Genomic DNA, 19,886 nt, shown 5'->3' with positions numbered 1-19,886 from the left:
CAAAAATCAGGGCGACAAGTGCGGTTTGGGTCGCCCGGCGCCTCCGATTCCTCGCGGGCCATGGGCCCCCCACCCTGGCCGGGGGTGCCCTGTCGCTCACGCTCCGAATCGTTGAAGTTGATCAATGAGTGAGGTGAGCGTGTGGGGGTGGACCCTGCCAGGGGGTGGGGCAGGGAGGGGGGTCTGGGACGTCACCAAGAACGCGAGGCCTGGACGCGTGCCGGCACGCCGACGGCTCGGCGGCGGTGGCGGTACCAGCGGGCGGCGACTGCCTCCATGCCGGTGTCCCGCATGTCGCGCACGCGCTGCATGACGATCGCCTGTCCGGGGTCGACGATCACGATGCGGGCGGCGAGGCGCTTGTAGCGTGCGGCTGCCTTGGCGGAGGGCATGGTGTGGATCAGGTAGACGTCGACCTGGTCGCGGTGCTTGACCCCCTCGTCGATCGCGGCGAAGCGCGCCCGGAGGGCGACTTTGCGCAGGATCGGGTCCTGGTTCCAGCTGGGTGACCCGGGCCCGGACAGTGCGAGGGTGATCCGGTCGAGGTCGATGACGATGTCGTTGCGGCCCGCGTGGGCGTCGATCCACGAGCTCTTGCCCGCGGCGGGCGGGCCCGTCACGACGTACAGCAAGGCGCCTCACCACCTTCGTGACGTGCCTTGGACGCGGACGGTGAGCCGGTTCCCCCGCGCGCTGTTGCACCGCCGGTGGGCGGAGCGGGCGTTGGCCGGGTCGAGGAGGTCGCCCCCCTTGGAGAGCGGCACGAGGTGGTCGAGGGTGAACGCCCAGCGGGCGCGTCCGGCTTCCGGCCCGGTGATGTCGTACCGGATGTCGTGGCCGCAGATCCAGCACGGGAGCGCGAGGGCTCGCTGCGCGGCGCACAGGGTCCGGTAGCGCCGCCCGTTGCGGGGGTTGCTGGCCACGGCTGCCACCTCCGCGAGGTCCGGGGCGCGCGGTCTCAGGTGACGGTGAGCGTGCCCGCGCGCCTGACGACGGCCTCCACGGACGGCGGGTCGATGTTGATCCAGACGTGCCAGTCGCCGCGGGTGAGCGCGACGGCGCCGCCGCCGGGGCCGACGAGGATGCGGGCCGTTGTCGCGCCGTCCCATTCGCCGGTGAGCCAGTCGTCGGCGCCGGGGTTGGCGCGGTTGCTGTCGGCGAGGAAGGCGAAGCGGGGCGACCGTGCCGGTAAGGACGGTGCCAGCGGGCAGGGCGGTCACGGCGACGCTGAGGTACTCCCGGGTGCCGGCGGGGATCACCATGGTGCGCTGACCTCCCAGTCTGTACGGGGCGCGCTGAGGGTGAGCGTGACGTCCAGGCGGGTGATGGTCGCGGTCAGGGCCTGGGCGGTGTCCGCTTCTGCGGCGGCGGCGAGGGCCTTCGTCTTGGCCCGGCCGAGGGCCTGCGCGGTCTCGGTGACCGTGGCGGTGCCGAGGGCCAGGGTCTGGCCGGGCGGGACGTTGAAGTAGTCGACCTCGATGAAGTCGGCGGCTCCCGCGTCGCGGTGTCCCTCGACGAGGAAGGCGAGGTCGGGGTCCGCCGCCCACGCGGGCGTCGCGGCGGTCCTGCGGGTCGTCCAGGTCGTGCCGTCCGGGCTGGTCTCCCAGTGCAGGGTGCCGGCGTCCTCGCGGATCCGGAGCCAGGCGTGGTCGGTGGCGGAGTAGGTGAGGAAGACGGCGGCGCCGTCCGCGTAGCCCTCTCGGAGGTAGACGCCGACGGCGTTCTGCGCGGGGTCAACGATGAAGCCGGCGTCGGTGCCTCCGACGCTGCTGAGGACGAGGACCGAGGCCGCGGACGTGGTCGCGGTGTCGGGGGTCGGGGCGTACAGCCGTAGCGCGGCGCCGTTGCCGGTGAGCGTGTAGGTGCTCGCGGACTTCAGGCCGGCGAACCCGGTGGTGCACGGGACTCGGGCGCGGCCGGCGGTCTCGTCGGGGTCCCCGCAGCTTCCTGACCAGCGGACGGCGGTGTCGAGGGTGCCGTCGTTGAAGCCGTCGGCGAGTTCGTCCAGGCCGGGCACGGTCAGGCTCCGGAGGAGACGCGGAACAGGTCGGTGATAGTCGCCGTGATGTCGCTGCCGTCGGGGGTGACGACGAAGTCGAACTTCCCGAGGGGGACGAGGTCGGCGTCCGTGCCGCCGGTGGTGTCGGGGTCGTAGCAGACGACGATGGCGCTGACCGGGTTACCGGCGGCCGCCGTCCACACGATGTCGGCCGCGTCGATCTCGACACGTTCGTCGGCGTCGTCGACCGTCACGGTGACCGATGCGAGGGTCTTGCGGCCCATGCTGGCCTGCTCGTTGGAGGCCCCGGCGAGGAGGGCTGCGAGGGTGTCGTAGTCCCGCATAGTGCTGTCCGCGACGAGGCCGCTCGTTTCGAGGGGGACGGCGATGAGCGCGTCGTTCGCCGCGGGCAGTGAAGCGTAGTGGGCGAGGCGCCCGAGGGCGATGTTGAGGACGAGGTCCGCCACAGCGAGGCCCCTCTCGGTCAGGCGGCGCGGGCGCCTTCGGGCAGCGGGGGCGGGTCGCCGAGGGCGGTCTCGCCGGTCCGCGAGTCCACCGTCTTGCGGGGCAGTTCGCGCAGGTCGTAGCGGACGGCCTTGCCGTGTCCGTACCGGTGGATGCGGCCTTCGGAGGCCCAGCGCCAGATGGTGCCCACGGATCGGCCGGTGTAGACGGCCGCGTCGGCGGCGGTGACCAGCTGAGGAGCGTTCACGCGCACCCCCTGAAACGACGAAAGGCCATCCCGGGGGACGGCCTGAGCACGCGATTAGTCTACTACAGCAGATCATGACTTCGGTCCTGCTCATGTGTCAAGTGCGCCTTTTGTGACGCGTCTTGCGGGCAGACTGGTCCGGTGTCCTTTCGCTTCGGTGTGCTCGCGGATTCGGCGGAGGCCTGCGCCGAGGGGCTGGCCTTGCTGGCCCGGCTCGCGGAACTGGGAGTGAAGGTCGAGGTCTCACAGCCGCCTGCCCAGGTCGGCGGTTCCCGGTGGGTCGCCCGCGCCGTGCCGACGGAGCCGGCCCCGGTCGTTCGCGTGGCCGTCGAGGGGTAGAGGCGTTCCTCTCTTGGGCGGCTCCAGGCCCTGCCTGGGGCAGGGCCTGGAGGTTCTCGCCGTGGGCGCGGACGCCATGGCCACGATCTACAGGGCAGCGATGGCGAGCGAGGCGATCCCGAGCCACAGGACGTGCCAGCTCTGGTCGAGGGCATAGGCCCCGGTCCCGAGCGTGGGTGCGTACCCGCCGTCGGCGGTGACGGGGTGGGCCGGGTGGCTGGAGGTGCCGAGGCTGTAGAACTCGGCCAGTCCGCAGGTTCGGGCGAGTCGGGCGAGCGTGGTCCGCCGGTCGGCCCAGTAGTGCGAGGCGGCATCCAGGCCGAGCCCAAGCGCAAGTCCGGCTGCGGTGATGGGCATGTCCAGGAGCAGCACGAGGGGGGCGAGGACGGCGGCCTTGGTGAGGGTCAGGGTCATCACGTGGCGGGCGCATGCGGCCCGGCCGGTCCAACCGGGCTGCCCCTTGGTGGCGGCCTGGCAGGAGGTCTGGACCCAGTGGTCCCCGACGCTGTGGGCGATGTAGAGAGCGATGAAGACGGCGGCGAACACGGTTGCGGGCATCTGTTGGGCTCCTGATCTTGTCGGGTGATGACCCGGAGCCGGCGGTCCGCTGGGCGGCTAGACGGCCTTGTCCTCCGGGTACGGCGGGGTGGTCTTCCACAGGTTCTCGACGGCGCTGAGCTTGAACACCCAGCGCTCGGTCTCGGGGTCTTGCCACTCGTGCTCGATCTCCACGTAGTAGCTGGCGCGCAGGATCCCCATCGCCTGGAGGCACGCCGAGCGACGGCCCGTCACTTCGATCTCGACGATCGGGAGGTGGTCGCAGTTCACGTTGCGCGGGTGGTCGCCCAAGGCGCCGCAGTTGCAAGGCGCCTGAAAGTCGGTCGAGTCCATGGCCTCATGTAAGCGCAGCCGGGCCCCGTGCGCCCATGGGTTGCCGGGGCCCTGCTGGTTCAGCGTGCGGCGCGGATCAGGAGGTCGAGCACCGGACCGGCCCAGGTCTGGGCGTTGTTGAAGCGGGGCAGGTCGTGGGGGTCTCGGGTGTTGAGCGCGGTCATGAGCTGAAGTTCGGCGGCCCGTACCTCCCTCGCCCACAGGGCCGGGTCGTAGGCAAGGGCGGCGGCCTGGACCGATCCGAGGAGGCACAGGCCGTGCCGGTCACAGAGAGTTCCGCGGGTCCAGCCGTAGCGCATGATCAGCTCGCGGGCGGTGCGCAGGGTGTGGCGAACGCTGGGGTCCCGGTAGCCGGTCGGACCGGTGGCGTACACCTCTTCGACCTGCCCGATCAGGTCCAGTACGGCTCGGGGGTGCGGGTCGGAGAGTCCCGTGCGGTGCGTGGGACGCGCGAGGATTCTGGTCACGGTTCCTGACTCCCTTCTACGGGGTCTTGCGGTAGATGCCGGGCTTGACGCGTTCGATGCCGCCCGTCTTGACCAGGGCGGTCAGGACGTTGGAGAGGGTCTTCTCGTTGAGTCCGGTGAGGGTGCGGATCTCGTCCTTGGAAACTTCCAGGCCCTCCGCCTCGTCCAGACAGGCCAGGACCGCGGCATCCGCGCTGGGGTCCGCCGGCGCCTTGGTGAATCCCCCGCCGGGCGGGGGCGCGTACCCGCCGCCGGCCCAACTCGGGCCATCGCCCGCGGAACCTTCGTCGTCCCCGGGCATGAGGGATGTCTCGGCAATGTCGTGCCGGTCGTCCCATCCCGGCCAGTCCTTCGGCCAGGTGATGAGGTCGTGGCGGATATGGGGGGCCGCAGATTCCAGGATCCAGGTCCGCATCATCTGGACGGGTTCGCCGGGTGAGCCGACGTATCCGAGTCCGAAGGTGCGGGCGGGGTCGTTGATGGGGATGTCGTCGGACCAGACGAGGGGTTCGTCCTCGGTGGACCAGGCGGCGGGGATCGCTCCGGGGTCGATGCCCTCGAAGCCGTCCACGGTGATGAGGTTGGACTGGGCAGAGTCGGTGCGGAGCATGACCATCGCGCCGCCCTGGATCACGTTGGTGCGTAGGGCCGTGCTGCCCCCCAATTTGTCCGCGTTCACGGCTTGATTGACGATCAGCAGCGTCATGCCGAGGGATCGGCCGAGGGCCGCGATCTTGTCCAGGATGAAGACGGCCTCCTTGCCCTCCGGGGTGGAGGAGTCGGTGATCATGTGGGTTTCGTCCACGATGGTCATGACCCAGGGGCAGCCTCCGGTGGCCTTGAAGTTCTTCCGGCCGAGGCGCTGCGACTCCGACACCCGGTGCTGGAGAAGCGCGTAGGAGACGCGCAGGGCCTTGATTGCGTCGGTGCCGGTGGCCGAGTACGCGGCCATGGTCTCGACGTTGGGGTTGCTGGAGCCCTTCGGGTCGGCGTAGATGATCGCCATCCCCGCGAGGTGCGCGGCGAGCGCGATGATCTGGACGACGCCGCCCTTGCCGGATCCGGTGACGCCGGCGATGAAGATGTGCTGCGCGCCGAGCCTCGGGTCGAAGAGCTGGAGCCGGGCGACGCGTCCGGAGATTCCGCGGCCGATGGAGATGTACCCGGCGGCGGAGGGGACCAGGGCCTGCGGCCCGGGGAAGGGGACCCCCTCCTCGAGCGGGTTCTTGTCCATGATCCGAATCTTTCCCCTGCGCGGGTCGGACGCGTGGGGCTGGTAGTCGACGAGCGTCATGGAGGAACGCAGCGCGCCGGCGAGGAGCTTGCGGTCGGGGACGGGGAGGGCGGGGACGTCGTCGTCGGCGACGACCCACGCGACCCATCCGCCGGTCGCGGGGTCGACCTGGGCGTCTTTCAGGTGGGTGCCGGGCATGACCTTCGGCCGGACCAGGCGGGCCCACATCCCTTCCATGGTGGTCGGGTCCAGCTCCGCCGGCGGAGTCCGGCGCACGGTCACGTACTGCTCGCCGGGGTGGTGGCCGGGGGCGAAGGAGACGGACGCGGCGGGGACCCGGTAGGCCGAGCCGACGGACTCGGCGGACACGCTGACGGCCTTGCCCTGGGGGGCTTCGATGATGCCCTCCCACAGGTCGCCGGCGTCGGTCACACCCACGAGGTGCTGGCCGGGGTGTTCGCCGCCCTCGCACGAGATGTGATCTGCCCAGATCTTGTACAGGCCGCCGGGTCCCGAGGGGGCTGACGGGCCCGCGCCCGGCGTGGGGGCCGGGACGCGGACCTTGCGGGCGGCCAGGGCCGGACGGAGCTTCCAGGTGAGGCCAGCCCACATCGACCACCAGGCGGCGGAGACGAGGCCGGACACCGTGGCGGGGTCAAGGAAGCCAGCCATGAGGGCGTCCGCGTAGGCGGGGCCGAGGAACGCCCCCGGTACGACGGCCATGGACGTCAGGAGGCTGGAGCCCAGCAGGGTGGAGCGCTGGGTGGCCAGGACGTCCGGGATCCCCGTGGCGTTGACGATGTTCGCGGGGATCCGGCCCACGTAGTGCGCGGCGAACGCCGCGCTCCCGCACACCGTGGCGGCGGCGGTGAGGGCCGCGAGCCCCGGTTCGAGAAGCGGGGTCAGAGCGCCGAGCGCGGGCGGGGCTATCACCGAGACGAGCGCGGGGACCTGGTCGGCGACGTGGGGGCGGCGGGTCACGGTGATCTCGGACATGGGGGACTACTCCTGCTCGTAGAAAACGGCCTTGGCCATGGGGACGGTCATCGCGCCGACCTGCTCGTCGATACCCTCATGGGACTTCCGTGCCTGGGCGTCGGCGGCGCGGGCGGCGCCGGCCACGTTGTCGGCGGCGGACGCGGCGGCGATGGCTGCCTGGGACAGACCGCGCATGACCCGCGCCGTGTCCTTGGCTTCGCCGGTCGTGTGGGTGTCGACTTCGAGGTTCGCGAGGCCGTCGGCGACGCGGGCCACGGCCTGGGCGTTCTGGTCGGCGCGCTGGCCGATCCGCCGGATCGTCTCGCCGTCGGTGGCGACCGAGCGGGCCAACTGCTGTACGTCCGCGCGCAGCTGGCGGTAGGTGGTGTCTGCCATGGGCGTGTCTCCCTATCGGGCGTAGAAGGCGCGTTCGGCGGGGCTGGTTTCGGGAGAGTCGGCAACCGCCTTGTAGACGCCGCCGTGGCGGGCCTTCGCGTTGTGGTTGAGGGTGCGCAGCGCTTCAATGCCCCGCTGCGCGTTGCCGTGCATCTTCTCGGCCTCGCGGGCCTGCAGCTCGGTGGCCTCGTGGAGCTTCTGGAGAGCGGCGATCAGGTGCTTGCCGCCCTTGATCTTCGGGTCCTGGCACCGCTCGACCAGGGTCTGAATCTGTTGGACTCGGGCCGCGGAAACCTCCTTGGCCTGCTTGCACTGGTCGGTGATCTGGTGGGTCTGCTGCTGTTTGCCGTCCAGGAACCGGGTGAAGGAGCGCAGGGTGCGGATCTCCCCGCGGGTCTTCGTGCTGCCGTTGGACAGCTGGACGGTGTCACCGGACACCGTCGCCCCGAGGGGCGCCACCCCCGACGCGGACGTGGGGACGGGGGGTGTCGGCGGGGCTGGCGGAGCGGTGGGCTTGGCGGGCACGGGAACTCCTCGGGTGCGGTCGCGGGCGGCGTCCATCTGCTGCTTGTCGCGGGCGGCCTTGTCGCGGATGGCCTGCTCACCGTCCGCGTAGCCGTCCTTCCACGCGGCCGTGTCCGCTTCGACGGCGGCCTGCTGCGCCCCGGCCTTGAAGCCTTCCTCGCGGGCGGGCTGCGCGGTGTACGGGCCTTTGCGGAGCTTGGCCTTGCCCTGCTTGCCGGTCGGGGTGGGGCCAGTCGGCGCAGCCGGTCCGGGCCTGGGCTGGGGCTCCGGCTGGTTGGCGGCGGGGCCCGGCTTCACCGCCGTCGGCTTGTCCCCAGCCGTGGCCGGCGTGGGCGCCGTGGCCGAGCCGGGGGTTGGTGCCTTCGGCGGCGGCTGCGTGGCGGTGGGCTTGCTCTCCGGCGGCTGAGGCCCGGTGTCCGTCTTGCGGATGGTCTTGTCGTCGCGGGCTGTGCGGTCCTGCGTGTCCGACGACGTCTTGCCCGCCTGCTGGTGGGTGTTGTGGTCCTTGTGGTCCGAGGCCGTCTTCGCGTCCCGGCTGCTCTTGTCCGCCGAGCTGCGCGTGTCCGACGTCTTCGCGTCCCGGGTGTTGCTGTTCTTGTCCGCCTTGGTGCGGGTGTCTGCCGTCTTCGCGTCGCGGCTGTTCTTGTCCGCCGAGCTGCGGGTGTCCGACGTCTTCGCGTCCCGGGTGTTGCTGTTCTTGTCGGCCTTGGTGCTGGCCGCCGAGGTCTTGGCGTCGCGAGTGTTGTGGTCCTTGGCGGACTTGTCGCTCTTGCTGGCGTGGGCGGTGGTCGCCGAGCGGTTCGACTTGCTATCGGAGGTGGCGCCCTTCTTCTCCGTGATCCCGTGGTTGACCTTGCGGTCGGTGGACGACCCGCGGATCTCGCTGATCGTGTGCTGCACCTTGATCTGCTGCTGCGGCCGGTTCGCAATGTAGGCGGCGATCCCCTTCCACATACCGGGGCTGGCCGTGTTCTTCGAGCCCTTGCCGGGCTTGCCGTCCGCGTCTGCGCTGTCGCCCTGCGAGGCGTAGGCGGCGGACCCTCCGGAGGCGTCCCGGGTGGGGCGCGCGAGCGTAACCGGAGCGAGCAGCCCGCCCCCGGTCGGTACGGCCGGCCCAGAGACGGGGGGCGGCGTCGGAGTCGGGGCCGGTACGGAGGACGGGGCCCCGACCGTGGGCGGCTGGGTGGGCATCGGAGGCGGTGCGGGGGGTGTCGTCACTGCACTTTCCTCACTTTCGGTGACTTCCTTCCTTCCCTCCCTCCTTGACGAAAGGCCCGTTCAAGACCCCTGCGGAAACAGGAACGGGCCTTTCGGGGAGGAGGGAGGGAAGGAAGGAAACTACGCGGGGTTACCGCCCTTGTTGGCCCTGCGGACCATGTAGGTGATCCCGGCGGCCGCGATCCCCGCGATGACGAGGGCGCTGGTGATGCTGGACCCGCCGCCCTGGTTGATGTTCGAAGCGGAGGATGCGTTGACGGCGCCGATGGGACCGTTGAGGCTCGCTCCGCCGGGTGCCGGGAACGCCTGCGCGCAGACGTCCTTGGCCATCCCGGCCTTCTCGATGCACGCCTGGAAACCGACCATGCGCCGCTCCTCCGCTTTCGCGTCCGGGGCGTTCACCTTGGCCCTCTCCACCTCGAGCTGCTGGGCCTGCAGCGCAAGTTCCTGCGCCCGCACCTCGGCCTGCCCGGACGACGCGCTGAAGGCAGCGACGCCGACCGCGCTCCCCCCGACGATGACCAGCCCGGCCATCGCGATCAGGGCCTTGGCCTGCCCCGTCATGGGGGCCTTGGCGGGCGGGCCGTAGGGGGTGGGCGCGGGCTGCTCCCACCCCGCGCCTGCGGTCAGGGTGGTGAACCGCTGGTCGATGTAGTCGCGTTCATGGTCGTGGTTCACGCTGCTTCCTCCTTGGACGGTCAGGCTGTGCCTCTGTTAGCCCAGGCGGTCTGCCGGGTCTGCTTGCCGGGTCTGCGGCGGTTCCGCTCCCCGGTTCACTCACCTGCTCAATGACCTGCGCTCTGCTGTCGACTCCGTCTGGCACTTCCGGCAGTCGCCGCGAGGTCCAGCAGCGGGCGGGCCGCTGGGCCTCACAGGTGGTGCCGGAGGAGCCGCTACGGGATCGCGACTTCGGCTTCGAGGGTTTCGATGGCTCCCCAGATCCGGCGGACGCGCTCCTCGCGGGCCTTGTAGCCGGCCTTCCGGAAGGCCTCCTGCGCCTGCCGGTAGGAGCGGGGCGGCTCCATGGCGTACCGGAGCCAGCGCAGGACGACGTCGAGCTGTTCGTCGGAAAGGGTCACGCCCGGCTGAGGCAGTTCGATGTGAGCCGCCTCGGCGAGTTCCTGGAGGGTCATCGCGCCCTCGGCCGGGACCAGCTCGTCGTCCTCTCCGAGCCCCGTTTCGGGGGCGGTCACGCCGCGGGGGGTCACGGGCGCGATTTCCGGCGTGACCTGTGTGACCACGGTGTGACCACCCAGCTGGGCGGGGGCGTGGCCACCAGTCGTGACCATCGGGCGTGACCCGAGGAGAACCAGCTCGCGGGCCATGAACTCGGAGGCCTGCTGGCCGTGGTCCGCGTCGGCCTTCTGGAGCACGGCCTCGGCCTCGGCTCGAGCCTTGCTGATCCTCTTCTGCGCTTCGGTCAGTACCCCGGCGCGGGCGATCTGCCGGCTCATCTCGGCGAGGTGCTCGGCGGTCTCGGTGACGACATCGGTGCGGGCCTCGGAGGCCAGGTGCCGGGCATCGGCCTCGGCCAGCGCTCGGGCGTTGCGGTCGGCGGCGGACTGCTCGGCGATCCTGTTGGCCGTGTCTCCGTCGGCGAGCACGTTGCTGGCGAACAGGCGCAGTCCCATGAACACTGCGGCGGCAACCGGTACGAACGCGAAGACCTTGGCGTGCCCGAGGATGAGCAGAGTCGCGACGGAGACGCTGATCGCGACGGCCGACGTGCCGAGCATGACGGCCATGCCGATCCTGGACCGCTGCCGGATCGCGACCTCGGACATGCGCAGCGCCCCGATCCAGAGGGCGTCGTAGACGATGGCGATCGACCAGCCGACGGCGAGTGCTGCCTTGCCGTGCAGGCCGATCATCTGGCCGAGCTGCCCCCCGACGGTGACTGCCATCAGAGCCAGGGCTGCGGCGGTGAGGAGCTTCTCGACGACGGCGAAGATGTCCGGGCGCCAGCGGCGGAGTCCGGTCGTGTTGAGCTTCACGATTCCTCCTGGTGTGCGTGGAGTCGACGGTCTGGATCAGGCGGCGCTGCGGTGGTACGTACCGTCGAGCTCGTCGCGGAGGCTGCTGCTGAGGCCGGCGTTCGCCTCGTCGTAGTCGGCGGCCTCCAGCCAGACGGTGGCGGCCTCGTCGCGGTCGCCGCGGTGGAGGGCGTCGAAGTAGCGGGTGGCGATGCCCTGGCGGACCTGGTGCTCGGCCCAGGCCGCCTCGGCCTCGGACGGGGTTTCGATCAGGTTGAGGCTCATGCGAATGGTCCTTCCGGTGGTCAGGCGGGCGGGGCGGGGTTGGGGATCTTGGTGATGTCCTGCACTCGCTCGGCGGTGAGCTGGCGGTGAACTACCAGTTCGTCGGCGAGTTCACGGATCGGAGCCCAGTGGCGGGCGATGGTGGCGTCGGTGTTGCGGTGGATGGTGGCGAGGTCGTTCCAGTCCTCGCTCTGCCCGTAGGTGAGGATCTGGCTGCTGTGCTTGCGGATGACGGTGGCGATCTCGTGACGGTCGCTGGAGGCGTGACGTTCGACGGTCCAGGCCCGGTCGACGCTCCACAGGCCGGACTCGCGGAGCAGGCACTCCTCGGCGCGCTCGCCGGCGGCAAGGGCGTGGCACAGCTGGAGGAGGTCGGTGTCGTAGGGGCCGATGTCGACGGCCCCCATGCTTCCGGCATCGCAGTACTTGAGGTCGCTGTAGGTGCAGACAGTGATCGACAGGACGGGCACCCTGGCGAGGCTCATGAGGACGGCGTGCGCCGCCTCGTGGGTGGCCGTGCTACGCAGCTTCTGCTGCTCGGTCAGCCCTTCGACCGTCCAGGTATCGGTCCACCTGTCAGGCTCGATGTGACGGGTGATGCCTCGTCCGTCGATGTTGGGGTGCCAGCCGGGCATGCCGGTGCTCCTTAGCGGTCGTGCCGGGCGGGTGGATTAGCGGGTGCGGAATGTGCCGCAGCACTGGCAGCGGAGGACGTGTCGAATGCCGTTCCAGGTGTCGCAGTGACGACACCGCCAGCGGGCAAGGAGCGCGGTCATCGGTGGGTGTGCTGCTGGCCGGTCCCGAGGGCGCCGACTGCGTTGCGGGTGTCGGCCTGCGCGGCGGCGGCCTGGGTCGGCGGTCGGTAGTCCTGGGCGCAGGCGGAAGGCGTGGCCGGCTGGTCGACGATGCTGTGACCCGACGGCTGGGCGGCGCTCATGCCGCGGCCGCCGTTCGGATGGAGCGAGCGAGGGAAGCGGCGGCCCGGAGCAGGTCGGCCAGCTGACCCCGGGTGGTACCGACTTCGACCGGGCCGACGAAGCCGAGGGCGGCGACGATGTGCCGCTCAGCCGCGTACTCGGCCTCTCGCAGGGCCCGGCGGGCGGCGGTGGCCCGCTGGCTCGTGCTGCTGGCGTACCGGGCGGCGTCGTGGTGGGCGGCGCTGCCCCGGTCGCGGCGGCCGTGGTAGCTGGCCGCGAGTCCCGAGGCGTGCTCCGACCGCTCGGCCGCCGCGAGTTCTTCGCGGAGTCCGGCGAGTTCGGCGCGGACGGTCATGGTGAGGATGCCGCGGGGGAAGGCGGCACTGACGGCGGCCGTCGCGGTGAGGTGCGGGTTGGCGTCGATGCGGTCGGCCGCCGAGAGCAGCAGACCGGCGGCGGACAGCTGGATCTGCACCATCACGCCACCCCCCGCGCCGTGTCGGCCATGGCCTGGATCTGCGCCGCGAAGGCGACGAGGTTGGCGGCGAACTGGTCGGCCTGGTCGGGGGCCATGTAGTAGCCCTCGGCGCCGTCACCGATGACGACGAACGAGTCCCTCAGCTCCGGCTTGGAGGAGTAGGAGTCGATGCCGAGCCGGGCGAAGAGGACGAGTTCCGGGTCCATGCCCATCCGCGGGGCGGAGAGGTTGGCGTAGTCGCTGCCGTGCCACACGTCGGCGAGGGAAATCTCGTCCGATGCGATGTGGTCGACGGTGCACCAGGCCGGGCACTCGATGAGGATCCGCTGCCCCTGAACGAACACGGGGGCGAGACGGGGCCCTGCGGAAATGACCGCCTGGTTCACGGCCACGGTGGAGCTAAGCTGTTGCACATCCATGAGGGGACCCTTCAGAGATTCCTCGTGGTGAGGCCCTGGCCTGGGAGTGGAGTCCCGGTGCTGGGGCCGTTCTGTTTTTCGTTTGTGGCGTGCCGGTGGAGCGGCACTTCGAAGCCCTCCGGCGGTGGAGCGCCGTCGCCTTCAATAACCCCATTGAAGACCCATCGGGGCTTCGTGTCAACGCCCCCATTGAAGACGTCCGATTTCGGCTCTACCCTGAGGTCATGACCGACACCCCTATCGAGGACGCCGCCACGCCGCCATCTGTCGAAGACCTGGCCGAGCGCTTCCGTATCGCCCGCGCACGTCGCGCCGAGATTGCCCTGGAAGATCGCAGCCTTAAGGCCGTCGAGAAGGATGTGGTGTGGACCCTCTACGAGGGGCGCACCTGGAAGCAGGTCGGCGAGATCCTTGGGTTCACCGGGTCTCGGGCGGAGGCTATTGCTCGCAGCCGGTGAGGACGTTGTCTGCATGCCTCGAGTCAAGTCGGCCAGGGTCTGGCCGACGAGAGGCTGCCGTATAGCCGCCGCACAGGAGACGATCAGTGCCTGTATAGATCGCCGGACACGGGACGCCAGGGGGCGCGATTGTGGAGGTTATCGACACCTGGACGGGCGAGCTGGCCTGTCACCTGCAGGCCGCGCACCGGATGAACCGCGAGGAGTTCGCCGACCGCCTCGGGGTGCACCCGCAGACTGTGGCCGGCTGGCACTCGCGGCCAGGTATCGTGCCGCGGCCAGAGATCCAGGCCGCGCTCGACACCGTCTACGAGAAAGCCCCGCCGCCCGTGCTTCTTCGCTTCACCCGCCTCGTCCGCCCACCCGTTGACGCCTCCGCCGTCCAGGCCCTACGTGTTGCGATTGCCATCGTGGTTCGCCAGGCGGAGGTGCTCCTCGTGCAGCGTCGGGACGGCGGTGCCCTGCACTGGCAGTTCCCCGCCGGCGTGGTCAAGCCCGGGGCGGACTCCGAGGTGGTGGCCGTTCAAGAGACTCGGGCGGAAACGGGCGTGCACTGCACGGTGCGCCAGCCACTCGGCTCCCGTCTCCATCCCACGACCGGCGTCCAAGCGGACTATCTACTCTGCGACCACCTGATGGGCGAGGCCTCGAATCTCGATCAAGCCGAGAACGCCGAGGTCGCATGGGTTCCTATCACCAGCCTGACTCGCTTCATCTCGCCGGACCGGATCTACCGGCCCGTCCTCGACGCCCTGGGGGTAGCTGCATGACCGAGACGACTGATCAGCCGGGTATCTCCGCCGCGATCATCGTGGCCAATGGCCGCGTGCTCATGATCAAACGGCGCGTGAAGGAGGGAGAGCTGTCGTGGCAGTTCCCTGCTGGCGGCATCGAGCACGGCGAGTCGCCCGAAGAGGCAGCGGTCCGGGAGACCCTTGAGGAGACCGGGCTCACGGTTGAGGCGGTGAAGCTGCTCGGCGAGCGGGTCCACCCGAAGACGGGGCGCAGCATGTCGTACACGGCCTGCTCGCTGATCGAGGGGGTGGCGATCGTCGGGGACACGGAAGAGATCGCCGAAGTCGAGTGGGTGTCGCATGGGGAGATCCCCGAGCGAGTCCCTTACGGCCTGTTCGAACCCGTCCAGGAGTACCTCGACGGCATCCTCGTCAGCTGAGGCGACACGACGGAAAGCCCCCCGCTGCCTCAAGGCAGCGGGGGGCTTCATCATGCGGCCTTGCCGGTACGGGTGGGGTTGGGGCCGAACTCACTGTCGAGCTGGTCGAGCTGCTGCCGCTCGTACAGCTGGCCGCAGTCGGGGCAGGTCGCGCGCGGATCGAAGAGGGTGACCCGCATCCGGCCAGCGCAGTCGATGGTGGAGCAGCTGAGGGAGTACAGCCGGGGCGCGCGCTGGCCGGTCTGGATGTTGCTGAGGGCGGCGTGGGTGCGGGCGATGGTCCGGAGGTCGTGGGCGACCTCGTCGTAGTTCTCGCAGGCCCAGCGCAGGTTGTTGATGAGGAAGCTGGTGGCGCCGTCGATGTCGGCGCGGTGCCGGGTGAGACCCATGGACCAGCCGAGCGCGCGCCGCCAGGAGTCCTCAATGGCCTGGAGCGTGGTGACGGCGCCGCCGACGGCGGTGAGGCTGAGCACGAAGAGATTGACGGGGGCGGAGGAGGTGGAGGGCTGCCGGGCGCCGGTTTCGGTGCGGCCGCCTTTGATCAGGGCGTTGGTCTGGTCGGCGCCCCGGAACAGGCCGGGGAGCTCGCGGAGGTCGCGGGCGGCGTCCTCCTCGCAGCGCCGGCAGGCCCGGCAGCCGGCGGCGCGCTCGTCTCCCCAGAGGGCTCGGCGGCAGTTGACGCACCGGACGAGGTCATCGGTCACGAGTTCTCCTGTGCGAGTGGTGCGGGTGGGTCAGGGATGGGTGACGCGGAGGCGGGGCCGCCGGCCGGTCGGCCGTTCGGGGGTGACGGTGTAGCCGCGCGCCTTCAAGTCCTCGGCGTAGGCGGCGAGGTGGCTGGCTTCGTCGTGCCCGTCGTGGAGGACCCGCACGGTGCGGGGGCTGTCCTGGCGGCAGCGATATCCGGGCTGCCAGGTGGTGCCGCCCTCGGAGTGGGCGTGCTTGGAGCTGGCGAGGTGGCCGGCGACGTCAGTGGCGCGGATGCGGGACGTCACGGGCGGGGCTCCTTGGGTCGGTGCAGCGAGTGAGGGGCGGAGCTGGCGCGGGCCGCTGCCGACGGCGCTGTCCGGCTCCGTCGCGGTCTGCCCGGGGCCGATGGTGAGCGTCCAGTCGGGGGCCGGGGCCGTCCGGCTGGTGACGCCTTCTACGGCGTCGAGCGCCTTCTCGACGGCGTGCCAGATGCGGGTGACGGTGGTGGGGTCCGCCGTGCCGGGGGGGCCAGGTCTGGATGTACTCGCGGACGGCGCGGTAGGCGGGGACCCGCCGCTCGGAGGCGGCCTCCGAGCCGGAGGCGGGGGTGGGCTGGCCGGTCACAGCAACCCTCCTTTGATGATCACGGTGTCGATGTCGCGGCCTTCGTCGATCGAGGCGTAGGGGTTGCCGTGGCCACGGCTGTTGGGCGGTGGCGGGTCAGTGCTGTACGCCTGCTCTTCGGGCAGCCACGGCTCGGAGTGGAACTCGGTCAACTGGGCCTCCTGCGGCTCAGGTTGGATGCGCGGCCCTGCCGCCTCTCTCGCTGGCGTTTGCGGACCCCGACGCCCGAGAGGGCATCGGTGTGCTGTTCGCGCCTTAGACGGGCACTGGGGGCCCTTCGTGGGCCTGCTGCGCTTGACGCCTCTCCTCGCGGTAGGCCTTCTCCCCCGCGCGGCATCGGTCACAGATCCGATCGCGGCGTCGGATGTGGGCGGTGTAGCCGTTGTGGTCACCGTGGTGCTGGCGGCGTCCGTCGAGGTGGCCGGCGTGGCAGGCGAGGAGTACCGCGTTCGGCATGGACTTGGCGCCGAGCTTCTGGAACATCCGGGACGCGAGCTTTCCGACGGCGTGCGGGGTGATGGCCAGGTCCGCGGCGATCCGCTCGTAGGTGTCGCCGTCGGCCGCCCGTAGGAGGACCAGCAGTTCGCGGTCGGTGAGCGCCGACGACTGCAGGGCGGGGTCGCTCACGACTCGGCGTCCGGGTCGACCTCGGGGTGCGTGAAGCGGACGGACCTGCCGAGCCGTCGGGCGTAGTGGATTTCGGCGCGAGTGGAGTCGCCGATGTACGGGCCGACGACGAGGACTTCGTCGGCCAGGCGCAGCTTCGCCCGGTGCAGTTCGTCGAGGACGGTCTTGAGGCTTTCCGCCTCGGCGGGGTCCGCCCAAAGCGGGTGCGCGCCCTTCATGTCGACCTCGGGCTTGACCACGATCTTGCCCTCCGTCGTCTCGCGCCACGCCGCCTCGGCCATGAGGGCCATGAAGCGGGTGCTGCCGCAGATGCAGACGATCCTCGGGATGGCGAGCCGCTCCTTGGCGTCGGCGAGCTTCTCTTCCGGGGTGCGGAGTTCGGGGTAGGACACGGAGTTCTCCTTCGGCTGTGGTTTGCTCTTCGGGTGGTCGCCCCCGGTATCGACGGGGGCGACCATCTGCGTCACGGGGTGTCCTGGCCGGGGTGGGTGCGGTGGCGGACCGGGTGGGTGGGCGGCTCGCCGGCTCCCTGGCAGGGGATGACCTCGCCGTGCCAGAGGCCGGGGAAGCCGTGCGCGCGGACGGTGCCGTCGGAGTTCAGGGCCCGGTCCTCGCCGCACCAGTTGCACCAGCCGCGCGGGGTGGCCGGCTCGGGCAGCGGCGGGTAGACGACGTGCCAGGTGGGGTGGATGGAGACGGGGCGCGTGTACTCGGGGGTGCGGACGCGCAGGTACTGGCCCCGGTAGCCAACGATCCTGGCAGGCTTGCCGTCGAAGGTGATCTCCATGCCGCGTCGGACGGCGACGCCGTAGTAGCGGCGGATGTACTGGCCGGAGCTCATCAGGCGGCCTTTCGTTCGGTGGTGCGCCAGCGGACGACGGTGCGGGGGGTGACGCCGGCGATGCGGGCGATCTCGGTGGCGGAGGCGCCGCGGCGGGTGAGCTGCTCGCCGACGAGGCGTCGTTCGAGTCGGGTCATCCCGGGCGGGAGTTCGCGGCGGGCCACGGCGATCTGGATGTCGGTCTCGTCGGCGACGGTCCAGGTGGTGAAGTGCGGGTCGCCGTAGCGGCGGATGCGGGTGCGGTGCCGGTGGCAGGCGGTCTTGTGTCGGGCGGCGGCGTCCGGGCATCCGTCGATGCGGCACGGTCGCGGCATGGGGCTCATGCGGTCTTTCCCTTCGCTTCGGTGTAGCGGGCGTCGTGTACGGGGCTGGCGGTCCCGTCGTTGTGGCAGGCGTAGCCGGGCGCGCTCTGGCAGGTGGGGCAGCAGGCGGTGGCGGTGGCCCGGTCCGCCCAGGCGGCGAGGCGGGCGTCGCAGGGGTCGAGGCGCTGGACGCGGGTGCGGCCGGCGCGGGTGGTGCAGCGGTCTCCGGGGGCGGCGCCGCAGTGGGGACAGCGGACGGCGCGCGCGGGGTGCGGGGCTCGGCGGCCGGTGCGGAGTCCGGCGGGCATGGGGGCGTTGGTCATCGGTGTCCTGCCTTCCAGCAGTCGGGGCACAGGTCGCGGCCTTCGGGGCGCTGGTGCCAGTCGGTCAGGCGGCGGACCTCGGTGGAGGTGGTGGCGTTCAGGTGGCTGGTCTCGGCGCCGCAGTCGGGGCCGTCGCAGCGGATGACCGGGTACCTGGCCGCGGTCACGAGGCCTGGCGCTCGGGCTCGATGAGTTCGTCGTCGTGGAGTTCGTTGTCGGCCTGGAGCCGGGCGAGCGCGGCGATGGACATCTGCCGTGTGCGCTCTTCCTGCTGGCGCCGTTCCTCGGCGGTCGGGTACGGCTTGCCGGTGGCGGCCGCGATCCGGTCGGGGTGCGGGTTCTTCCGGGGCTTGCCCAGGGGCTGCTTCTCGGTGCCGCCGGCCATGCGGCAGGGGCGGCCGATCGCGGCGTCGCACTGGGGGCAGACGATGCCGAGGGGTCCGGCGCGGCGGACTGCGGCGACGGCCTGGTCCTCGTCGGGGTTGCCGATGCGGGCGCCTTCGATGGCGAGGAGCACGGACAGGTGCGGGCCGCCCTTGATGGCCTGGCGGGCGGGCTGCGGTACGCGGCCGGAGGCGATGGCGTCCTGCTGGTCTCGGAGGCGGAGGAGGTACTGGGCGGGGGTCTCGTCGCCGGCGGGCTCGTAGAGGAAGTTCTCCAGCCGCTCGGAGCGGATGGTGCGGCGGACGGCGCGGACGTGGTGGGGCTGGATCCACAGCTTCTCGCCCTCCTTCCTCGGCGCGGTGCCGTAGAAGCGGGCGACCGCGTTGCGGGCGTCGTCGTCGTAGGGGATGTCGCCAAGGGCGGCGGCCCAGGCGGTGGCGTCGGCCTTGCCGACGGTGCGGTTGTCGAAGGCGGCGCAGTGGCCCAGCAGGAGGGCCGCTTCGGATCGGTTCACTGGTTGTCCTCTGCTGCGAGTTCGGCGGCCAGGGCCGCAGCGGCGGAGTAGCGCTGGTCGGCGGTGGACATGCGGCCGCCGGTGGAGAGGGCGAAGACGTTGCTGCCGGCCGGGTGGGCGTTCATCGCCTCGTTCACGACGCTGGGCAGCGTGTTGGGGTGGAGACCCTTGGTCATCCAGAGGGCGATGCCGCGGCGGATGTCGTCCGGGTGGATGCCTTCGGCGAGCATCGTCTTGGCGTGCTTGGCGACCTGGCCGATGATCTGGCTCGGCGGCCGCTTGGCGACGCGGTCGAGGTATTCGGCGACGATCGTCTGCGCCGTGGTCGGTTCGTCTTGATCGGCGTCAGCCGATTCGACGAAGTCGACGTCCACGATGTCGTCCACCGCGTGGCCCTCGGCGGGAGCCACCAACCTCTTTTCCGGGGCTGGGGTAGGGGTAGGGGCAGGGGCAGGGGCCGCGTGCACGTGCGCGCCCGCGCGCCCACGCGTAGAGCCTTTCGGACCCCCCTCGTCAGGGGTATCGGAGGGGGTTTCCGAGGGGGTTCCCGAACCCCCTCCGGTGGGGTCCGTGGTCGGGTCGGCGAAGGCACGGCGGAGGACCGCGATGTGGCTCTCGATCTGCTGGCGGACCGAGGGGCCCTCAGTCCCGTTGCGGAGCTTGGCCGGCTCGTCGTTCAGCTCGTGGAGCGGGACGCGGTCCATCTCGGCCAGCAGCGCGCGGCGCAGCTTCTTGGAGGAGATCTCAAGGGCGCCGGACACCATGGCGCCCATGACCTTCGGCATCCGCCAGACGCCGTCGTTGCGGACGAAGGAGCGGATGAGGAGCTCCTCGGTGTCGTCGTCCATGACGATGAACCGGGCGGCCTCCAGGGAGTGGAGCAGCTCTTCGAGCTTGGAGGAGGTGAGGCCGCGGGACTTGCGGGCCCAGCGGCGCAGAGTGAGGTCCAGCAGCCCGGCGTGGTTCAGGTTCGGCTGCGAGATCAGGAACAGGTACAGCCGCTGCTCTCGCTCCTCGAGGTCGAGGAACTCGTCGTCCTCCCAGATGCTGGTGAGGATCCGGCCGTGGCCTCGTGCCATGGTGTGGTCTTCTCTCTGGCGGGGTGCAGGTGGGGGCGG

33 protein-coding genes are annotated in these 19,886 nt (G+C 71.0%); 4 read left to right on the top strand and 29 right to left on the bottom strand.

All coding sequences use genetic code 11. From position 1 onward, the window contains the following. Window positions 1–191: 191 nt before the first annotated feature. The 5 genes from AVW11_RS03980 to AVW11_RS03960 form a co-directional block, all read right to left on the bottom strand. The gene (locus tag AVW11_RS03980; RefSeq protein WP_076043234.1) at window positions 192–632 is read right to left on the bottom strand and encodes an AAA family ATPase; all 441 of its coding nucleotides are present in this window, start codon (window positions 630–632) and stop codon (window positions 192–194) included. Between the two features lie 6 nt (window positions 633–638). Next, window positions 639–923, bottom strand: coding sequence for an HNH endonuclease (locus AVW11_RS03975; protein WP_076043233.1), 285 nt, complete (start codon window positions 921–923; stop codon window positions 639–641). A 332-nt stretch (window positions 924–1,255) separates the two neighbouring features. Next, a complete protein-coding gene (locus AVW11_RS03970) occupies window positions 1,256–2,017 on the bottom strand; it encodes a hypothetical protein (RefSeq protein ID WP_076043232.1) in 762 nt (253 codons plus the stop codon). Between the two features lie 2 nt (window positions 2,018–2,019). Further along, window positions 2,020–2,466, bottom strand: coding sequence for a hypothetical protein (locus AVW11_RS03965; protein WP_076043231.1), 447 nt, complete (start codon window positions 2,464–2,466; stop codon window positions 2,020–2,022). A gap of 17 nt (window positions 2,467–2,483) precedes the next feature. Further along, window positions 2,484–2,711 carry a helix-turn-helix domain-containing protein gene (locus AVW11_RS03960; RefSeq protein WP_076043230.1) on the bottom strand — a complete coding sequence of 76 codons (228 nt, stop codon included), beginning with the start codon at window positions 2,709–2,711 and terminating at the stop codon, window positions 2,484–2,486. A gap of 141 nt (window positions 2,712–2,852) precedes the next feature. Between AVW11_RS03960 and AVW11_RS36345 the strand changes: the two genes are divergently transcribed. Then, window positions 2,853–3,050 carry a hypothetical protein gene (locus AVW11_RS36345; protein WP_143568801.1) on the top strand — a complete coding sequence of 66 codons (198 nt, stop codon included), beginning with the start codon at window positions 2,853–2,855 and terminating at the stop codon, window positions 3,048–3,050. Between the two features lie 87 nt (window positions 3,051–3,137). On the opposite strand, the gene AVW11_RS03950 is transcribed toward AVW11_RS36345, so the two are convergent. From AVW11_RS03950 to AVW11_RS03895, 13 genes are all read right to left on the bottom strand, one after another. Next, window positions 3,138–3,608, bottom strand: coding sequence for a transcriptional regulator (locus tag AVW11_RS03950; protein WP_076043228.1), 471 nt, complete (start codon window positions 3,606–3,608; stop codon window positions 3,138–3,140). Window positions 3,609–3,665: 57 nt separating this feature from the next. Next, the gene (locus AVW11_RS03945; protein ID WP_076043227.1) at window positions 3,666–3,941 is read right to left on the bottom strand and encodes a hypothetical protein; all 276 of its coding nucleotides are present in this window, start codon (window positions 3,939–3,941) and stop codon (window positions 3,666–3,668) included. Between the two features lie 59 nt (window positions 3,942–4,000). Further along, window positions 4,001–4,408 carry a DUF6197 family protein gene (locus tag AVW11_RS03940; protein WP_076043226.1) on the bottom strand — a complete coding sequence of 136 codons (408 nt, stop codon included), beginning with the start codon at window positions 4,406–4,408 and terminating at the stop codon, window positions 4,001–4,003. Window positions 4,409–4,424: 16 nt separating this feature from the next. Continuing rightward, window positions 4,425–6,638 carry a type IV secretory system conjugative DNA transfer family protein gene (locus AVW11_RS03935; protein WP_076043225.1) on the bottom strand — a complete coding sequence of 738 codons (2,214 nt, stop codon included), beginning with the start codon at window positions 6,636–6,638 and terminating at the stop codon, window positions 4,425–4,427. Between the two features lie 6 nt (window positions 6,639–6,644). Continuing rightward, window positions 6,645–7,016 (bottom strand): hypothetical protein, encoded by a 372-nt coding sequence (locus tag AVW11_RS03930; protein WP_076043224.1) that lies wholly within the window; start codon window positions 7,014–7,016, stop codon window positions 6,645–6,647. Window positions 7,017–7,028: 12 nt separating this feature from the next. Beyond that, on the bottom strand, window positions 7,029–8,759 hold the full coding sequence (locus AVW11_RS38905) for a hypothetical protein (RefSeq protein WP_143568800.1): 1,731 nt from the start codon (window positions 8,757–8,759) through the stop codon (window positions 7,029–7,031). A 120-nt stretch (window positions 8,760–8,879) separates the two neighbouring features. Next, window positions 8,880–9,437, bottom strand: a complete 558-nt coding sequence (locus tag AVW11_RS03920; protein ID WP_076043222.1) for a hypothetical protein — start codon at window positions 9,435–9,437, stop codon at window positions 8,880–8,882. Window positions 9,438–9,652: 215 nt separating this feature from the next. Then, window positions 9,653–10,753 carry an ATP synthase subunit B family protein gene (locus tag AVW11_RS03915; RefSeq protein ID WP_076043221.1) on the bottom strand — a complete coding sequence of 367 codons (1,101 nt, stop codon included), beginning with the start codon at window positions 10,751–10,753 and terminating at the stop codon, window positions 9,653–9,655. A 36-nt stretch (window positions 10,754–10,789) separates the two neighbouring features. After that, window positions 10,790–11,017, bottom strand: coding sequence for a hypothetical protein (locus AVW11_RS03910; RefSeq protein ID WP_076043220.1), 228 nt, complete (start codon window positions 11,015–11,017; stop codon window positions 10,790–10,792). A 20-nt stretch (window positions 11,018–11,037) separates the two neighbouring features. After that, window positions 11,038–11,652, bottom strand: coding sequence for a hypothetical protein (locus tag AVW11_RS03905; protein ID WP_076043219.1), 615 nt, complete (start codon window positions 11,650–11,652; stop codon window positions 11,038–11,040). 137 nt (window positions 11,653–11,789) lie between these two features. Beyond that, on the bottom strand, window positions 11,790–11,954 hold the full coding sequence (locus tag AVW11_RS37325; RefSeq protein WP_158076113.1) for a hypothetical protein: 165 nt from the start codon (window positions 11,952–11,954) through the stop codon (window positions 11,790–11,792). Further along, window positions 11,951–12,412, bottom strand: coding sequence for a hypothetical protein (locus tag AVW11_RS03900; RefSeq protein WP_076043218.1), 462 nt, complete (start codon window positions 12,410–12,412; stop codon window positions 11,951–11,953). The genes AVW11_RS37325 and AVW11_RS03900 overlap by 4 nt, the downstream gene beginning before the upstream one ends. Continuing rightward, window positions 12,412–12,831 carry a DUF6907 domain-containing protein gene (locus AVW11_RS03895; RefSeq protein WP_143568799.1) on the bottom strand — a complete coding sequence of 140 codons (420 nt, stop codon included), beginning with the start codon at window positions 12,829–12,831 and terminating at the stop codon, window positions 12,412–12,414. Before AVW11_RS03895 ends, AVW11_RS03900 begins: the two co-directional genes overlap by 1 nt. 224 nt (window positions 12,832–13,055) lie before the next feature. On the opposite strand from AVW11_RS03895, the gene AVW11_RS37055 reads away from it, so the two are divergent. The 3 genes from AVW11_RS37055 to AVW11_RS03880 all read left to right on the top strand — a co-directional run bounded on the left by AVW11_RS37055 (window position 13,056) and on the right by AVW11_RS03880 (window position 14,463). Beyond that, on the top strand, window positions 13,056–13,289 hold the full coding sequence (locus AVW11_RS37055; protein ID WP_143568798.1) for a hypothetical protein: 234 nt from the start codon (window positions 13,056–13,058) through the stop codon (window positions 13,287–13,289). Window positions 13,290–13,420: 131 nt separating this feature from the next. Further along, a complete protein-coding gene (locus AVW11_RS03885; RefSeq protein WP_076043215.1) occupies window positions 13,421–14,059 on the top strand; it encodes an NUDIX hydrolase in 639 nt (212 codons plus the stop codon). Continuing rightward, window positions 14,056–14,463, top strand: a complete 408-nt coding sequence (locus tag AVW11_RS03880) for an NUDIX hydrolase (protein ID WP_076043214.1) — start codon at window positions 14,056–14,058, stop codon at window positions 14,461–14,463. Before AVW11_RS03885 ends, AVW11_RS03880 begins: the two co-directional genes overlap by 4 nt. Window positions 14,464–14,513: 50 nt before the next feature. On the opposite strand, the gene AVW11_RS03875 is transcribed toward AVW11_RS03880, so the two are convergent. From AVW11_RS03875 to AVW11_RS03835, 11 genes are all read right to left on the bottom strand, one after another. Next, window positions 14,514–15,167 (bottom strand): hypothetical protein, encoded by a 654-nt coding sequence (locus AVW11_RS03875; RefSeq protein WP_076043213.1) that lies wholly within the window; start codon window positions 15,165–15,167, stop codon window positions 14,514–14,516. A 30-nt stretch (window positions 15,168–15,197) separates the two neighbouring features. Continuing rightward, window positions 15,198–15,458 carry a hypothetical protein gene (locus tag AVW11_RS03870; protein WP_079250497.1) on the bottom strand — a complete coding sequence of 87 codons (261 nt, stop codon included), beginning with the start codon at window positions 15,456–15,458 and terminating at the stop codon, window positions 15,198–15,200. A 315-nt stretch (window positions 15,459–15,773) separates the two neighbouring features. Continuing rightward, window positions 15,774–15,929, bottom strand: coding sequence for a hypothetical protein (locus AVW11_RS37320; RefSeq protein WP_158076112.1), 156 nt, complete (start codon window positions 15,927–15,929; stop codon window positions 15,774–15,776). A 103-nt stretch (window positions 15,930–16,032) separates the two neighbouring features. Next, a complete protein-coding gene (locus tag AVW11_RS03865; RefSeq protein ID WP_076043212.1) occupies window positions 16,033–16,404 on the bottom strand; it encodes a helix-turn-helix domain-containing protein in 372 nt (123 codons plus the stop codon). After that, entirely contained in the window at window positions 16,401–16,796 is a 396-nt protein-coding gene (locus tag AVW11_RS03860; RefSeq protein WP_076043271.1) for a hypothetical protein, read from the bottom strand. The genes AVW11_RS03865 and AVW11_RS03860 overlap by 4 nt, the downstream gene beginning before the upstream one ends. A gap of 71 nt (window positions 16,797–16,867) precedes the next feature. Beyond that, window positions 16,868–17,245, bottom strand: a complete 378-nt coding sequence (locus tag AVW11_RS03855) for a hypothetical protein (protein ID WP_076043211.1) — start codon at window positions 17,243–17,245, stop codon at window positions 16,868–16,870. Further along, a complete protein-coding gene (locus AVW11_RS03850; protein ID WP_076043210.1) occupies window positions 17,245–17,568 on the bottom strand; it encodes a hypothetical protein in 324 nt (107 codons plus the stop codon). The genes AVW11_RS03855 and AVW11_RS03850 overlap by 1 nt, the downstream gene beginning before the upstream one ends. Further along, entirely contained in the window at window positions 17,565–17,870 is a 306-nt protein-coding gene (locus AVW11_RS03845) for a zinc finger domain-containing protein (protein ID WP_076043209.1), read from the bottom strand. Before AVW11_RS03845 ends, AVW11_RS03850 begins: the two co-directional genes overlap by 4 nt. After that, complete coding sequence (locus tag AVW11_RS37315) at window positions 17,867–18,037, bottom strand: hypothetical protein (RefSeq protein ID WP_158076111.1); 171 nt, start codon at window positions 18,035–18,037, stop codon at window positions 17,867–17,869. The genes AVW11_RS03845 and AVW11_RS37315 overlap by 4 nt, the downstream gene beginning before the upstream one ends. Next, window positions 18,034–18,768 carry a zinc finger domain-containing protein gene (locus tag AVW11_RS03840; protein WP_076043208.1) on the bottom strand — a complete coding sequence of 245 codons (735 nt, stop codon included), beginning with the start codon at window positions 18,766–18,768 and terminating at the stop codon, window positions 18,034–18,036. Before AVW11_RS03840 ends, AVW11_RS37315 begins: the two co-directional genes overlap by 4 nt. Beyond that, on the bottom strand, window positions 18,765–19,847 hold the full coding sequence (locus AVW11_RS03835; protein ID WP_076043207.1) for a hypothetical protein: 1,083 nt from the start codon (window positions 19,845–19,847) through the stop codon (window positions 18,765–18,767). Before AVW11_RS03835 ends, AVW11_RS03840 begins: the two co-directional genes overlap by 4 nt. Between the last annotated feature and the right edge of the window lie 39 nt (window positions 19,848–19,886).

Source organism: Streptomyces amritsarensis, from assembly GCF_001953875.1.
GTDB lineage: Bacteria > Actinomycetota > Actinomycetes > Streptomycetales > Streptomycetaceae > Streptomyces > Streptomyces amritsarensis.
This window is presented reverse-complemented; position numbering and strand designations above follow the sequence as displayed.